Below are 15,256 nucleotides of genomic sequence, written 5' to 3' on the forward strand. Positions count from 1 at the left end.
GACCGCTTCGGCCGCCGTGGCGGCCTCCCCGACCACGACGCAGGACCCGACCGTCCCGAACAGGGCCTTGAGCCCCAGGCGGACCACGGCGTGGTCATCGACTAGCAGCAGCTTCACGAACGGCCCGGTCATTCTCCTCGCTCAACTCCGGCGGAGGTACCTCCAGACGGACCTCGGTACCGCGCCCGGCCTGACTCGACACGGTCAGACGGCCGCCGAGCGCGCGGGCGCGCTCGGCCATGTTGCGGAGCCCTTGTCCCGATCGCCGGCCATTCATATGCGGGTCGAACCCGCCGCCGTCGTCGCAGATCGTGAGGACCAGCCGCCCGTCCACCCGCGCCAGCCGGATCACCACCCGGCTGGCGCAGGCGTGCCTGATCACGTTGGAGGTGGCTTCCCGCACGATGAAGAGGATGTTGGCGGCACCCTCGGGATCGAGGCCCTCCACATCGGCGTCGATCTGGACCCCGAGCCGGCCGTTGTCGTGCAGCTCCTCGACGATCGCGGCTAAGCCCGCCGGCAGCGTGCCTTCGCACGGCTCCCGCGATCGCAGGTGGAAGATGTAGTCGCGGATCTCCTCGATGACGGCTTCGAGCCTCGCCCTGTGCTTGCGCAAGGGTGCCTGGACGGCGGCTGCGTGGCCGTTGAGCGAACGCTCGAGGACAGTCAGGCCCAGCACCACGCCGTAGAGCGACTGAACCACCCCGTCGTGTAGGTCCATGGCGATGCGCTCGCGCTCCTGCCGGGCCGCACGCACCTTCGAGTCGGTCACGTCGCGCAGCACCATCCCAAGCCCTTCTCCCGCCGCGTCGACGACCGGGAAGGCACTCAGCAGGATGACACGCCGGAACGGCCCGTCGGCGGTGTTGATCTCGCCGCTCGGGCACCCATGCGGATCGGTGATGACCCGCCACCAGACCGAGCGCGCCGCCCGGCGGTCGATCAGCTGCAACCCGAGGTGGTTGACCAGCTCCTTCCCGTCCTGCCCGACGACGGCGGAGGGGTCGAGGCCGAGGAGCTCGCCGGCCCGGGTGTTGCAGTAGCGGACCCGACGGGGCGCGTCCAGCACGAGGACGCCGTCGCTCATCCCGGCGAGCACGGCCGCTAGCGGTGCCCATTCGGGCTCGACCGCGCCCTGCATCCGGCGGATCCGCCCGGCGGCCGCCTCGACCTGGGCGCGGGCAGCTTGCTCAGAAGCCAGCAGCTGGATCGTCCGTCGGAGCGACAGGTAAAGGATGGCCGCTGGCGGGGCCATCACCAGGACCGCCATGAGGGCGATGCCGGCGGCCGCGGGTGGCGACCACAGCCAGGCGTGCAGCCAGTAGGCGACGAATCCGACCGCGGCAAGCGTGACCACCCATGGGTAGACGCGTGCCGGCGAAGACACGTTCGTCTTCAATGTGCCCCTCCCCCAGAGCGCAGCCGTCCTACGGCACGGGCAGATCGAACACCGGCTCCATGGGCTGTCCATTCCGAGCCCTCGCAGCCACGGCACGCGGCGCCTGGCCCGTCGTGATCGAGCCGACCAGCATGGCTGACACCAGGAATCTCAGTTGCATTTCCCCCGGCTCCATCGTTCGCGCCCGTTGCTCCGCCTTGGCACGCGGACAGGCGCTCGCCGCGTGAGGTGTGTGCCTAGGTCATAGGCACCGGTCCGCCACGCGGCGCTCGTACACGGTCGCGCCGTGCCGGACCTGGGCGTCCCCGGGTCGAACGGCGCTTCCCGCGCTCAGGGGCAGGCATGAGGCGCCGCGGCCGGCGTGTGGTGCCGACGACCGCCAGGATGGCGCGATCTTGCCGCATGGTCAGTCACTCCGAGTGCACGGGCTGCCTCTTCCCGGCCACTCCGGCTAAGCCCCCGCGCGCAGCTTACCACAGCCGCTGCCCTCCGAAAGCGGGCATAGCCCGTGCTTCCAGCCGGGGAAAACCCGCAGCCCGCGCCGGGGCCGCTCCGGCGTCCGGACGACGAGGACCGCGCGCCCAACGCGTCACGTTCCACCGAATGCGTGCCCGAGTTCGGCGCCGGCCGGCTCCCTCAACTGCCGGGCAGCGCCGTGCCCACGAGCGCGGCGCGGTTTTTCTTGACACCTCCGTCCCCGGTGCTACGATGGGGTATGTCGCGATATATATCGCGACATATGTCGCGATACGGCCCCGGGGGCGGAGCTCCTCGGGCCGAACGAGGAGAAGCGGCGATGGTCGGTCTGTTCTTCGCCCGGCACCGGCGCCCCGGTCGGGGTCCCGGTCTGTTCGACGACTTCGGCGCCGGCTGGCAGGAGGGCTGGCGCGCCTGGGGACCTTTCGGCGGGTTGGGTGGCCGCCGGGTCGAGCGCGGTGACGTGAAGCTCCTGATCCTCGGCGTTCTCCGCGACGGCCCGAAGCACGGCTACGAGATCATGCGCGCGATCGAGCAGCGGACCGGTGGGACGTACACGCCGAGCCCGGGGACGGTCTACCCGACCCTCCAGATGCTTGAAGATCTGGGCCACGTGCAGTCCCGGGAGGCCGACGAGCGGAAGGTGTACGAGCTGACCGCCGCCGGGCGCGCCTACCTGGACGAGCGCCAGCCGGCCGAGCAGGAGGCCTGGGCGCAGTTCGAGGGCCACCCTTGGCGGGGGGTGTTCCCCGGCTTCGGCAACGAGGAGCAGCGCCAGCTGCGCGAGGAGCTGTTCGAGCTAGCCCGCTCGCTGTTCGCAGGGGGCCGGGTGTTCCGGGCCGACGCGGCGACCCTGGCGCGGGTCCGGGAGGCGCTGCTCAGCGCCCGCCGCCAGATCGACGCCGCCTTCACCGACTACGTCTGAATAACCAGTCCGGACGAAGGCCGCAATCCCGGTATCCTGCCGGTCGGGCGGGCCGGCCCGAGCTGCCGGCCGGCGGGGCCAGGCTCATGGCCCCGGATCGGTGGGCGTGGCGAGATCGGCGAGCGCCGTAGCCCACCTGGAACGGCCCTGCGGCGCTGATACGGAACTGAAACGGCGCGGACCGCCGCGTCGGCCGATACTCCCATTGTCCTTCTTCTTTCTTGAGCCTCGCGCGTCCGAACCGGAATCAGTACAGCGCGGTCGGTGTGGCCGGGGAGCACGAATTGGTCATCGTGCTCCCCGGCCACTTCTTCGTTCTGGCCTTAGGAAGCTTGCTGAGACGAGCCGAACGGCTGCTCGGCCTTACCGCGTTGGAGGCCTCGTCGGAAGACGGCTCACGCGCCGGCGCGTAGCGGGACCAGCGGAAGGTGACTCAGAACCTGGTTCACGACGCTGTCCGCGACGGCCTGATGGCCGCCCTAAAGCCCCGGCCGTCGGCACAGCGCGACCAGGCAAGCCGCGTCGGCCTGGGCTCACGAACTGAGGCGGGCTGATGTGGTGGACTTCACCCGAGTGCTCTATAATCCGACCAGTGAGGTAGGATTTTCTAAAACGATGAAGGTCTCCAGTCGGACGCACTACGGTCTGCGGGCCATGACCGAGCTCGGCAAGGCCTTCGGCGGCCGCACGCTCTCCCTGACCGAGATCGCCGCCACCGAGCGGATACCGCTACCGTACCTCGAGCAGATCGTCTCGCCGCTCCGGCGCGCCGGCCTGGTCGAGGGCACACGCGGCCTGCACGGTGGCTACCGCCTGACCCGCGATCCCTCCCTGATTCGTGTCGGCGAGATCGTCCGCGTCCTCGAAGGCGCCGACGCGACCGCGCCGGTCGACTGCCTCGCGGACGGCTACGTCGAGGGCTCCTGCGTCCGCGACCCCGGCTGCCTCTCGCGGCCCCTTTGGGCGCGCGTCAAGGCGGCTATGGACGCCGTCCTCGACGCGACCACCCTGGCCGACCTCTGCCAGGACCCCGGCGCCGGCCGCGACCTGCTGACGCTCTCGCCCGGGCTCAGCACCCTCACGAAAGGACTAGCAGTAAGCAACGATGGTTGAAACCAACACCGTCACCATCACAGCCCCCGCCTCGACCGACAACGTCCTGATCGTCGAGGACCTCCACGTCAACGTCGCCGGTAAGGAGATCCTAAGGGGCGTCGACCTCGAGGTCCGGCAGGGCGAGGTCCACGCCCTCCTCGGCCCGAACGGCTCGGGCAAGTCGACCCTCGCCTACACGATCGCCGGCCACCCTAAGTACGAGGTCACACAGGGCCGGGTCCTCTGGCGGGGCGTCAACGTCCTCGAGATCCAGCCGGACGAGCGCGCCAAGATGGGCCTCTTCCTGGCCTTCCAGTACCCGACCGCCATACCCGGCATCTCGGTCGCCAACTTCCTCCGCCAGGCGGTCAAGAACGTCCAGGGCGAGACACCGGCCATCGAGTTCCGGCGGCGCATGCGCGCGACGATGACCGAGCTGCGCATGGACGACAAGTTCGCGACCCGCTACCTCAACGAGGGCTTCTCGGGCGGCGAGAAGAAGCGGGCCGAGATCCTGCAGCTCGCCATGCTCAAGCCGCAGATGGCGATCATGGACGAGACGGACTCCGGCCTCGACATCGACGCGATGCGCGTCGTCGCCGACGCGATCAACCGTCTCAAGACGCCCGAGACGGGCATCATCATCGTCACACACTACAACCGCTTCCTCAATTACATCCGCCCCGACCGCGTCCACATCCTCCACGACGGGCGGATCGTCCAGTCCGGCGGCCCGGAGCTGGCCGAGCACCTCGAGAAGGTCGGCTACGACCAGCTCCTGAAGGAGATCGAGTCCAATGGCAGTTGACATGATCGGTATCAACGAGAACTACGCCGAAAAGTACGGCTTCCACGACGTGTCCGCGTACGCCGCCGAGGCCAAGCGCGGCCTCAACCCCGAGATCGTCAAGGGGATCTCCGAGCGCAAGGGCGAGCCGACCTGGATGACCGAGTTCCGTCTCAAGGCGCTCGAGTACTTCCGGGCACGCCCGATGCCCAACTGGGGCGGCGACCTCTCCGGGATCGACTTCGAGAACATCTACTACTACCTCAAGCCGAGCGAGGGTAGTGCCCGCTCCTGGGACGACGTCCCCGAGGCGATCAAGCAGACCTTCGACCGCCTCGGCATCCCCGAGGCCGAGCGGAAGTTCCTCGCCGGCGTCTCGGCACAGTACGAGTCCGAGGTCGTCTACCACTCGATCCGCAAAGACCTCGAAGAGAAGGGCGTCATCTTCACCGACACCGACACCGCTCTGCGCGAGCACCCGGACATCTTCAAGCAGTACTGGGCGACCGTCATCCCGGCCAACGACAACAAGTTCGCCTCCCTCAACTCGGCGGTCTGGTCGGGCGGCTCGTTCATCTGGGTGCCGCCCGGGGTCCACATCGAGATACCGCTACAGGCCTACTTCCGCATCAACGTCGAGAACATGGGCCAGTTCGAGCGGACCATGATCATCTGCGAGCCCGGCTCCTACGTCCACTACGTCGAGGGCTGCACCGCCCCGACCTACCGCTCCGACTCGCTCCACTCCGCGGTCGTCGAGATCATCGTCAAGGAAGGCGCCCGCTGCCGCTACACGACCATCCAGAACTGGTCGAACAACGTCTACAACCTGGTCACCAAGCGGGCGATCGCGCACGAGGGCGCGACCATGGAGTGGATCGACGGCAACATCGGCTCCAAGCTGACCATGAAGTACCCAGCGGTGCTGCTGCTGGGCGAGCACGCCCACGGCGAGATCCTCTCGGTCGCCTTCGCGGGCGACGGCCAGCATCAGGACGCCGGGGCCAAGCTCACCTTCGCAGCGCCCAACACCACCGGGCAGATCGTGTCCAAGTCGATCTCGCGCGACGGCGGGCGGACCTCCTACCGCGGCCTCATCAAGGTCGAGGAGGACTCGCCCGGCGTGCGGGTCAACGTCCGCTGCGACGCGTTGCTGCTCGACGAGGAGTCGCGCTCGGACACCTACCCGTACAACGACGTGAAGGAGGAGGACGTCAACCTCGGCCACGAGGCGACGGTCTCCAAGATCGGCGACGACCAGCTCTTCTACCTGCGGTCGCGGGGGCTCTCGGAGGCCGAGGCGACCGCCATGATCGTCCGCGGGTTCATCGAGCCGATCTCCAAGGAGCTGCCGATGGAGTACGCGCTCGAGCTGAACCGCCTGATCGCGCTCCAGATGGAAGGGGCGGTCGGGTAGGGGTGACCGAGACGAGCATCGAGACGCTGACCCTGCGGGGCCTCGACAAGGCGGCGGTGACCGCGTGGTCGGAGGCGCTCGGCGACCCCGAGTGGCTCCGAGGCCGCCGGCTCGAGGCCCTGGCAGCCCTCGACAAGCTGGAGCGGCCGACCAACCGCGAGGAGGCCTGGCGCTTCACCGACCCGAAGCGGGCCGGCATCGACCGCCACCGCATCGTGCGTCACGCCGGCCGGCCCGGCGCGGCCGGGGCCGAGGGGGTCGTGCTCGCCCCGGGCCGGGGCCAGGCCGTGCTCGACCACGGCCGGGGTCCGGAGCACGCAGCCGCCGACCGGCTCGACCCGGGCGGCCTGGTGACCACCGTGGACGGGGCCACCACCGAAGTTGCCCTGGCCGACGACCTCGCGGCCAAGGGCGTGATCCTCACCGACCTGGCCACCGCCGCGCGCGAGCACGCCGGCCTGGTGGAGCCCAGGTTCATGACCACCGCGGCGCCCTTCGCCGACGACTGGTTCCTCGCGCTGCACGCCACCCTGGTCACCGCGGGCGCCTTCCTCTACGTCCCCCGCGGCGTCGAGGTCGAGGTGCCGGTCGGCGCCGAGTTCCGGCGCACCACGGCCGGGGCCACCTTCGCCCACACCCTGGCCGTGGTCGAGGAGGGCGCGTCGCTCACGCTGGTGCAGCAGCACGACTCGCCCGAGGTGATCGACGGGCCCGCCTTCCACCACGGCGTCACCGAGCTGCTGGTCGGGCCGGGCGCGTCCGTGCAGCACCTGAGCCTGCAGGAGTGGGGCAGCGAACGGGTCAACCACTTCGGCGTCCAGCGCGCCGAGGTCGCCCGCCAGGGGCGGTTCCGCTCGTTCGTGGTCACCCTCGGCGGGGGCGTGGTGCGCATCTCGCCCGACGTCGTGCTGCGCGAGGGCGCCGAGGCCGACCTGCTCGGGGCCGTCTTCGCCGACGAGGGGCAGAAGTTCGAGCACCGGGCCACGGTCACCCACGCCGAGCCCCACGCGCGCTCGACCCTGCTGTACAAGGCCGGCCTGCTCGGCGGGTCGCGCAACATCTTCAACGGCAACCTGATCATCTGCCCGGGCGCCCGCGGCTCCGACGCCGCCCAGACCATGCGCAACCTGGTCCTGTCCAGGCACGCCCACGCCGAGGCCAACCCGTTCCTCGAGATCCTGAACTCCGACGTGAAGGCCGCCCACGCGGCGGCCACCGGCCGGGTCGACGACCTCCACCTGTTCTACCTGCAGTCCCGCGGCGTGCCCAGGGAGGTGGCCAGGCGCCTGGTGGTGTTCGGCTTCTTCGAGGAGATCCTGGCCCAGATGACCGTCCCGGCCGTGCGGCGGCGCCTGGAGGCCGCCCTCGAGGCGGAGCTCGCGAAGGAGGTCGGCAGCTGATGGCCTGGGTCCGGCTCGGCTCCCTCGCGGAGCTGGAGATGGACAGCGGCCACCGGGTCGAGCTGTCCGACGACGAGGCCGTCGCCCTGATCCGCACCGAGGACGGCGTGTACGCCCTGGTGGACTGCTGCACCCACGAGGACTACCCGCTGTCGGAGGGGTTCGTCGAGGACGGCAGGGTCGAGTGCGTGCTGCACGGCAGCTGCTTCGACCTCGCGACCGGCCACCCCGACGTCCCGCCCGCCGTGGCCCCGGTCCGGACCTTCCCCGTCAAGGTCGACGACGACGACGTCCTCGTCGACCTGCCCGAGCGCTGGGCCGAGCTGGCCGAGAACCTCTGACGAACAGGAGCTACCAAGACCGATGAGCGACACGACCCTCGTGATCGAGGACCTCCACGTCAGCGTGGAGGACAAGCAGATCCTGCGCGGCGTCGACCTGACCGTCGAGTCGGGGAAGGTGCACGCCCTCATGGGCCCGAACGGGTCGGGCAAGTCGACCCTCGCCTACGCCCTGGCCGGCCATCCCCGCTACCGGGTGACCGGCGGCCGGGTCACGTTCAAGGGCGAGGACGTCCTCGCCCTTGCCCCCGACGAGCGCGCCCGGCTCGGCATGTTCCTGGCCATGCAGTACCCGGTCGAGGTGCCCGGCGTGTCGGTCACCAGCTTCCTGCGCACCGCGATCAACGCGGTCCGGGGCGAGGACGTGTCGGTCCGCCAGTTCGCCAAGGACCTGCGCGAGCAGATGAAGGCGCTCGAGATGGACCCGCGGTTCGCGGAGCGGAGCCTGAACGAGGGGTTCTCCGGCGGCGAGAAGAAGCGCCACGAGATCCTCCAGATGGCCCTGCTCCGCCCGAGCCTGGCGATCCTCGACGAGACCGACTCGGGCCTCGACGTGGACGCGCTCAAGGTTGTCAGCCGGGGCGTCAACCGCCTGCGCGGCCCGGACCTCGGCGTCCTGCTCATCACCCACTACACCCGGATCCTGCGCTACATCGCCCCCGACGCCGTCCACGTCATGGTCGACGGCCGTGTGGTCGAGTCGGGCGGTCCGGAGCTGGCCGAGGAGCTTGAGGCGAAGGGCTACGAACGGTGGCGCGGCACGTCCGCCGCATAGGTCGGCAGTCCGTTCCAGGGTGGGCGCCGGACCGGCGCCAGGGAGGCAACCGCGCACGATGACCACGACCACGACCCCGCCCCGCCCCGACCCGGCCTCGGGCCAGCAGGCCTCGAGCGCTCCGGGCCAGCAGGCCCCGCACGCTCCGGGCCAGCAGGCCCCGCATGCCCCGGGCGGCCTGGCCGGCGGCGACCTCGCGACCCGTGTCCGGGCCGACTTCCCCCTGCTCGCCCGCGAGGTGCACGGCAAGCCGCTCGTCTACCTCGACTCTGCCTCGTCGAGCCAGAAGCCGGCCCAGGTGCTGGCCGCCATGCAGGAGTACTACGAGCGCCACAACGCCAACGTGCACCGCGGCGTCTACACGGTCGCCGAGGAGGCCACCCACCTCTACGAGGCGGCCAGGGGCAAGGTCGCCCGCTTCGTCGGCGCGAGCGAGCGGGCCACCGTGTTCACCAAGAACGTCACCGAGGCGATCAACCTGGTCGCCTACGGCTGGGGCCTGCGCAACCTGCGCGAGGGCGACGAGATCCTGGTCACCGAGATGGAGCACCACGCCAACCTGGTGCCCTGGCAGCTGGTTGCCAAGCTCACCGGCGCCCGCATCCGTGCCATCCCGGTGACCGACGACTTCCTGCTCGACCTGGACGCCCTCGACGGGCTGCTCACCGGGCGGACCCGGATCGTGGCCGTCTCGGCCATGTCCAATGTGCTCGGCACGGTCAACCCGGTGGCCGCGATCGCCGAGCGCGCCCACGCGGTCGGCGCCCTGGTGGTCGCCGACGCGGCCCAGGCGGTCCCGCACCTGGGCGTGACCTTCGACGACCTGGGCGCCGACTTCCTCGGGTTCACCGGGCACAAGATGCTCGGCCCGATGGGGATCGGCGTGCTGGCCGCCCGGGAGGACCTGCTCGACTCGATGGAGCCGTTCCTCGGCGGCGGCGAGATGATCCGCGACGTCGACATCGAGTCGTCCACGTTCAACGACATCCCCTGGCGCTTCGAGGCGGGGACGCCGCCGGTCGGCGACGCCGTCGGGCTCGCGGCGGCCGTCGACTACCTCGCCGGGCTCGGCATGGACCAGGTCCGCGCCCACGAGGTCGAGGTCACCGGCTACGCCCTGAAGCGGCTGGCCGAGGTCGACGGCCTGCGGGTGCTCGGGCCGGCCGACCTGGAACACCGGGGCGGTGCCGTGTCGTTCACGCTGGGGGAGATCCACCCGCACGACATCTCGCAGGTGCTCGACGAGGACGGGATCGCGGTCCGGGCCGGCCATCACTGCGCCAAGCCGCTCATGAAGCGGTTCGGCGTGCAGGCCACCACCAGGGCCTCGTTCTATGTCTACTCCACCACCGGCGAGGTCGACGCGCTGGTGGCCGCGCTCGACAAGGCCAAGCGGTTCTTCGGCTAGAGGGAAGGCAGGACGTTGGGTCTCGAGGACCTGTACCAGGAGATCATCCTCGACCACTACAAGAAGCCCAGGCACCCTGGGCGGCTCGAGGGCGACCGCGTCGAGGTGCGCCACTACAACCCGGTGTGCGGGGACGAGCTCACCCTCGGCCTGCGGCTGGACGGCGACCGGGTGGCCGGGGTTGCGGTCGACGGCAAGGGCTGCGCGATCTCGCTGGCGTCCGCCTCGGTCATGAGCGACCTGGTGCTCGGCCGGCGGGTGCCCGAGGCGCTGGAGGCGGCCGACGCGTTCCGCCAGCTGATGCACGGCGAGGCCGAGCCCGACGAGGAGCTCCTTGAGGACGGGATCGCCTTCGCCGGCGTGGCCAGGTACCCGGTGCGGGTCAAGTGCGCCCTGCTCGGCTGGATGGCGTTCAGGGACGCCGCCGCCAGGGGCCTGGCCGGCCAGGACGGGGGCGAGACGGTCTACGGCGAGGACGAGAACGCGGCCCGGGCCGCCAAGGCCGAGCGCCTGCCCGGCGAGCGGTACTGACGGAAGAGGGGTCCGGGGCTCAGGCAGCGAAGCGGCAGCCCCGGATGGCAAGGAGGGGTCTGGGGCTCAGGCAGCGAAGCGGTAGCCCCCGGATGGAGAGAGGGAGTGGACGAGATGGCGAGTGAGGCCGAGATCCTCGAGGCCATGAAGCAGGTAGAAGACCCCGAGCTGGGCGTGAACGTGGTCGACCTCGGGCTGCTGTACGGGGTGGAGCAGGAGGAGGACGGCCGCAAGGTCGTGCTCGACATGACCCTCACCTCGGTCGCGTGCCCGCTCACGGACATGATCGAGGGTGCCACCAACGCGGCCCTGGTCGGCCTGGACGGCATCGAGGAGGTCGACATCAACTGGGTCTGGTCGCCGCCCTGGGGGCCGGAGCGCCTCACCGAGGACGGCGAGCTCGCGCTGCGGGCCATGGGGTTCGCGATCTAGAACAACGAGAAGGAGCATCGATGGCGCTTCCCGCGCTGGTGGAGCCGGCGGGCGAGCTCTCGCGTGACGAGGTCTTCCGCTACTCGCGCCACCTCATCATCCCCGACGTGGCCATGGACGGGCAGAAGCGGCTCAAGAACGCGAGCGTCCTGCTGGTCGGGGCCGGCGGCCTCGGCTCGCCGAACGCCATGTACCTGGCCGCGGCCGGGGTCGGCCACCTCGGCCTGGTCGACTTCGACGTGGTCGACGCGTCGAACCTGCAGCGCCAGGTGATCCACGGCACCTCCGACATCGGCCGGTCCAAGCTCGACAGCGCCAGGGACTCCATCGCCGAGATCAACCCCTACGTCAGGGTGACCCTGCACGAGACCCGGCTGACCTCCGACAACGCCCGCGAGCTGATCCGCGGCTACGACCTGGTGATCGACGGGTCGGACAACTTCCCCACCCGCTACCTGGTCAACGACGCCTGCGTGCTGGAGGGCAAGCCCTACGTCTGGGGTTCGATCTACCGCTTCGACGGGCAGGCGAGCGTGTTCTGGGCCGAGCACGGGCCGTGCTACCGCTGCCTGTACCCGGAGCCGCCCCCGCCCGGCATGGTGCCCTCGTGCGCCGAGGGCGGGGTCCTCGGGGTGCTGTGCGCCACCGTCGGCTCGATCCAGGCCAACGAGGCGATCAAGCTGCTCACCGGGATCGGCGACCCGATCGTGGGCCGGCTGGTGATCTACGACGCCCTGGAGCTGTCGTTCAAGGACATCACGGTCCGCAAGGACCCGGAGTGCGCGGTCTGCGGCAAGAACCCGACGGTCACCGAGCTGATCGACTACGAGGACTTCTGCGGCGTGGTGTCGCGCGAGGCCGAACGGGCCGCGGCCGGCTCGACCCTGACCCCGGCCGAGCTGAAGGCGGCCCTGGACGCCGGCCAGCGGATCAAGCTCATCGACGTACGCGAGCCGGCCGAGTGGCAGATCAACCGCATCGAGGGCGCCGAGCTGATCCCGCTCGGGGAGCTGCCCTCCCACCTGGCCGAGCTGCCCCAGACCGAGCAGGTGGTCGCGTACTGCAAGTCCGGCCAGCGTTCGGCCGAGGCGCTCGCGCTGCTCAAGCAGTCCGGCTTCTCGACAGCGCGGCACCTCGGCGGCGGCATCGTCGCCTGGGGACGGACGGTCGACCCGAGCATCCCGCAGTACTGACCGGCGCCGCCTGCAGCCCGCGAGGCCCGGTCACCTGCAGCGTGCGGGGCCCGGCCGCCTGCAGCGTGCGGGGCCCGGCCGCCTGCAGCGCGAGGCCCGACGGCCGGATCCGGTCGTCGGGACGGGCTGAGCGCGGTCGCCAGGCCGCTCGGAGCAGTTCCTCGCCAGGCGGCTCCGAGTAGTTCCTTGCCAGGTGCCAGGCCGTTCGGAGTAGTTCCTTCGATCTCATTCTGGCAACAATGCATACCAAACTCCCTGAACCGACGGAAGCGACTTGAGCCGAGCGGGCTTCCTGTCGATGATGCCCGGGCAGGCCCCGCAGCGGTCGGGGCAAGGCTCCGACGCTTGAGGGGAAGCCCGCCATGCGCATGCAGTTCCGGTCCCTGCTCGCCGCCGTCCTGCTCGCCGCCCTCCTGCCCGCTGGTGCCGCAGCGGCCCGCCCCGCCGCCCCACCCCAGGCGGGCGCCGCGGCGGCCGGCGCCGCCCAGGCGGCCGTCCCCGCCGGGACCACCCAGGGCAGAGCCACGGGCCGGCCCGCCTTCGTGCCCGGCCGGGTCCTTGTCGGCTTCCGGCCCGGGGTCACCACGGCGCGGCGCGGCGCCCTGCTCCGCGCGGTCGGCGCCCACCTCGCCGCCGGCCGCGGCGAGGTGCAGATCGGCACCCTGGCCCGCACCGCCGACGTGCCCGCGGCCGCCAGGCGCCTGGCCGCCCAGCCCGGCGTGGCCTGGGCCGAGCCCGACTGGATCCGGAGGTTCAACGCCTGTGGGGCGGGCGTTGACTGCTGGCACCTGGCGGCGGCCCCTGGCGTGAACGCCCTGGCCGCCCACGCCGCCGGCAAGAAGGGCAGCGGCGCCGTGGTGGCCGTGATCGACAGCGGCGTGGCCAACATCGCTGAGCTCGGCGCGCGCGTGACCCAGCGCCGCGCCTGCAACGCCAGCGGCGCCTGCGCCCCGACCGGCGCCTCGGACAGCATCGGGCACGGCACCTCGGTGGCGAGCCTGATCGCCGCCGCCGACAACGGCGTGGGCATCACCGGGGTGGCCCCCGAGGCGACCATCAAGGCGTGGAAGGTCGACGACGGCGAGGGTGGCATCCCGGTGTCGGCCGAGGCGGCCGCCCTCCAGGAGGCCGCGGCCGACTCCTCGGTGAAGGTGGTCAACCTGAGCCTGGGTGGGTCTCAGCCCTCTACGCCCGAGCGGAACGCGATCAACGCGGTCCTCAGCGCCGGCAAGTCGATCGCTGCGGCGTCCGGCAATGACGGCAACTACCTGCCCCACTATCCGGCCGGCTACCCCGGCGTGGTCTCGGTGGGCGCGACCACCAAGGGCGGCGGGGTGGCGACCTTCTCGTCCTACGGCAAGCTCGACGTGGTGGCTCCCGGTGAGGCGGTGACCGCGGTCGCGCCGAATGGCGCGCTCGTCGAGGTCGACGGCACCTCGTTCGCCTCGCCGATCGTGGCCGGCATCCTCGCCCTCGGCCCGACGAGCAGCCGGCTCCGCAGCCGCCTGGCCGTGGAGGGGACCGCCGACACCGGCGCGGTGTCGTCCACCGACGCCAAGGTCGAGGGTCACGGCCTGGCCAACGCCAACGCCTACGTGCAGAGCTTCGAGAGCGGCGCGTCCCCCTTCGTGGTGGCCGAGACCCATGGGCCGGCGATCCTCACCGACGCGGTCTCCGGCCAGCTCGCCAACCCGAGCACGATCTTCGACGCCTACGTGCTCAAGAGCGACGGGAGCCTGGCGTCGCCGCCCGGGTCGGGGACGGCCTCGTTCAGCGTCGGCGGTTCCCCGGTGGCCAGCGGCAGGACGTTGCAGCCCCTCGGCGGTGGCGTCTTCGGGGCCGTCTCGGGCCCGGTCACGCTCGCCCGGGGCGCCACCCGCGTCGGCACCGCGACCCTCGACGGCGCCTCGGGCAGCGGCAGCGTGCCAGTGCGGGTGCTGCGCGCCAACGACCAGGCGCCCGGCGTGCCTCTCCTCGGCACGACCGGGGACGACCTCTGGAACCGGGGCGGCACCCTGGACGGCGGTGGCGACGGCCAAGCCGCCGACGACAACGTCGACGACGTCTACGCCGTCTACCTGGCCGCTGGCGACACCCTCGACGCGACCCTGACCAGGCAGAGCGGCCCCGGCTTCGACGCCGTGCTGTACACACCCGGGACAACCGACGTGTTCAGTCAGTTCGGCCGCATCGTCGCCTGTGCCAGCAGCCCGCCCTCGCCGTTCTGCCGGTCCACGATGCACCTGCAGGCGCGGGTGGCCGGCACGTACCTGATCGACGTGTTCGCGCTCGGCTCGGACTTCGGGCCGACCGAGGGCGGCTACCGGCTCACCTGGACGGTCAGGAACGTCTCCGGGGTCCCGGTCACGGTGCCGGTCGGCGCGTGCAGCCCCAACGGCGACCACATTCAGGACGTCTGCGCCTGGAACGTCGGCAACCTCCCCGGCTACACCGCCAAGTCGTTCCTGACCAGCGGGTTCGCCAGCTTCCTGACGTTCGACGGTCCGGGTGCCAAGTCCTGGAACGGCACCGTCGGCGGGGTCGCCAAGCCCGACGGCACCTACACGCTCCGGGTGCTGTACACCCTTGGCCCGGGCAAGCGGTCGCTGCTGCGGACCTTCCCGCTGATCCTCGACCGGGTCAGGCCCAAGGTCGCCAACCTGTCGGTGGCGCCCAACCCGTTCGAGCCGGTCCCCCGCGACGGCGACCGCGACACCACCACGTTCGCGATCTCGTCCAACGAGCGCTCCCGCCTGCGCGTGCTGGTCTACAAGTACGGCACCACGACGCTGGTGCGGACGATCTCGACCGGGCTGCAGCCCGCCGGCCGCCAGCGCGTCTCCTGGAACGGCCGCACCCTGGCCGGCACCCAGCTCCGCGGCCGGTACGTGTTCCGGATGCAGATCATCGACCCGGCCGGCAACTTCTACCTGACCGGCCGCTACGTGATCAGGATCCTCTAACCCGCCCCTGCCCCCCGGGCTCCCGGTCCCCGGGCTGGTCAGGGCTTGGCGAGCTCGACCGGCTGGCGGGGCAGGGTGGGGGCGCCGAGCGCCACCGCGACGGCCAGGGCGGT

13 protein-coding genes are annotated in these 15,256 nt (G+C 71.1%); 12 read left to right on the plus strand and 1 reads right to left on the minus strand.

All coding sequences use genetic code 11. From position 1 onward, the window contains the following. Window positions 1–94 precede the first annotated feature (94 nt). Window positions 95–1,387 carry an ATP-binding protein gene (locus tag VG276_20330; GenBank protein ID HEV8651673.1) on the minus strand — a complete coding sequence of 431 codons (1,293 nt, stop codon included), beginning with the start codon at window positions 1,385–1,387 and terminating at the stop codon, window positions 95–97. Window positions 1,388–2,195: 808 nt separating this feature from the next. Between VG276_20330 and VG276_20335 the strand changes: the two genes are divergently transcribed. From VG276_20335 to VG276_20390, 12 genes are all read left to right on the plus strand, one after another. Then, window positions 2,196–2,801: a helix-turn-helix transcriptional regulator gene (locus tag VG276_20335; GenBank protein HEV8651674.1), complete on the plus strand. Its 606-nt coding sequence runs from the start codon at window positions 2,196–2,198 to the stop codon at window positions 2,799–2,801. Between the two features lie 555 nt (window positions 2,802–3,356). After that, on the plus strand, window positions 3,357–3,914 hold the full coding sequence (locus VG276_20340; protein HEV8651675.1) for an Rrf2 family transcriptional regulator: 558 nt from the start codon (window positions 3,357–3,359) through the stop codon (window positions 3,912–3,914). Further along, window positions 3,907–4,704: a Fe-S cluster assembly ATPase SufC gene (gene sufC, locus VG276_20345; GenBank protein ID HEV8651676.1), complete on the plus strand. Its 798-nt coding sequence runs from the start codon at window positions 3,907–3,909 to the stop codon at window positions 4,702–4,704. The genes VG276_20340 and sufC (VG276_20345) overlap by 8 nt, the downstream gene beginning before the upstream one ends. Continuing rightward, on the plus strand, window positions 4,694–6,100 hold the full coding sequence (sufB, locus tag VG276_20350; GenBank protein HEV8651677.1) for a Fe-S cluster assembly protein SufB: 1,407 nt from the start codon (window positions 4,694–4,696) through the stop codon (window positions 6,098–6,100). Before sufC (VG276_20345) ends, sufB begins: the two co-directional genes overlap by 11 nt. Window positions 6,101–6,102: 2 nt before the next feature. Further along, a complete protein-coding gene (gene sufD / locus VG276_20355; protein ID HEV8651678.1) occupies window positions 6,103–7,500 on the plus strand; it encodes a Fe-S cluster assembly protein SufD in 1,398 nt (465 codons plus the stop codon). After that, the gene (locus VG276_20360) at window positions 7,500–7,841 is read left to right on the plus strand and encodes a non-heme iron oxygenase ferredoxin subunit (protein HEV8651679.1); all 342 of its coding nucleotides are present in this window, start codon (window positions 7,500–7,502) and stop codon (window positions 7,839–7,841) included. The genes sufD and VG276_20360 overlap by 1 nt, the downstream gene beginning before the upstream one ends. A gap of 22 nt (window positions 7,842–7,863) precedes the next feature. Further along, window positions 7,864–8,616, plus strand: a complete 753-nt coding sequence (sufC, locus tag VG276_20365) for a Fe-S cluster assembly ATPase SufC (protein HEV8651680.1) — start codon at window positions 7,864–7,866, stop codon at window positions 8,614–8,616. 58 nt (window positions 8,617–8,674) lie between these two features. Continuing rightward, the gene (locus VG276_20370) at window positions 8,675–10,024 is read left to right on the plus strand and encodes a cysteine desulfurase (GenBank protein ID HEV8651681.1); all 1,350 of its coding nucleotides are present in this window, start codon (window positions 8,675–8,677) and stop codon (window positions 10,022–10,024) included. A 15-nt stretch (window positions 10,025–10,039) separates the two neighbouring features. Further along, window positions 10,040–10,555: an SUF system NifU family Fe-S cluster assembly protein gene (locus VG276_20375; protein HEV8651682.1), complete on the plus strand. Its 516-nt coding sequence runs from the start codon at window positions 10,040–10,042 to the stop codon at window positions 10,553–10,555. A gap of 114 nt (window positions 10,556–10,669) precedes the next feature. Further along, the gene (locus VG276_20380) at window positions 10,670–10,987 is read left to right on the plus strand and encodes a metal-sulfur cluster assembly factor (GenBank protein ID HEV8651683.1); all 318 of its coding nucleotides are present in this window, start codon (window positions 10,670–10,672) and stop codon (window positions 10,985–10,987) included. Between the two features lie 20 nt (window positions 10,988–11,007). Continuing rightward, window positions 11,008–12,180: an adenylyltransferase/sulfurtransferase MoeZ gene (gene moeZ / locus VG276_20385; protein ID HEV8651684.1), complete on the plus strand. Its 1,173-nt coding sequence runs from the start codon at window positions 11,008–11,010 to the stop codon at window positions 12,178–12,180. 362 nt (window positions 12,181–12,542) lie between these two features. Then, window positions 12,543–15,143, plus strand: a complete 2,601-nt coding sequence (locus VG276_20390) for a S8 family serine peptidase (protein ID HEV8651685.1) — start codon at window positions 12,543–12,545, stop codon at window positions 15,141–15,143. The last annotated feature ends 113 nt before the right edge of the window (window positions 15,144–15,256 follow it).

The sequence above is a fragment of the Actinomycetes bacterium genome, from assembly GCA_036000965.1.
GTDB lineage: Bacteria > Actinomycetota > CALGFH01 > CALGFH01 > CALGFH01 > DASYUT01.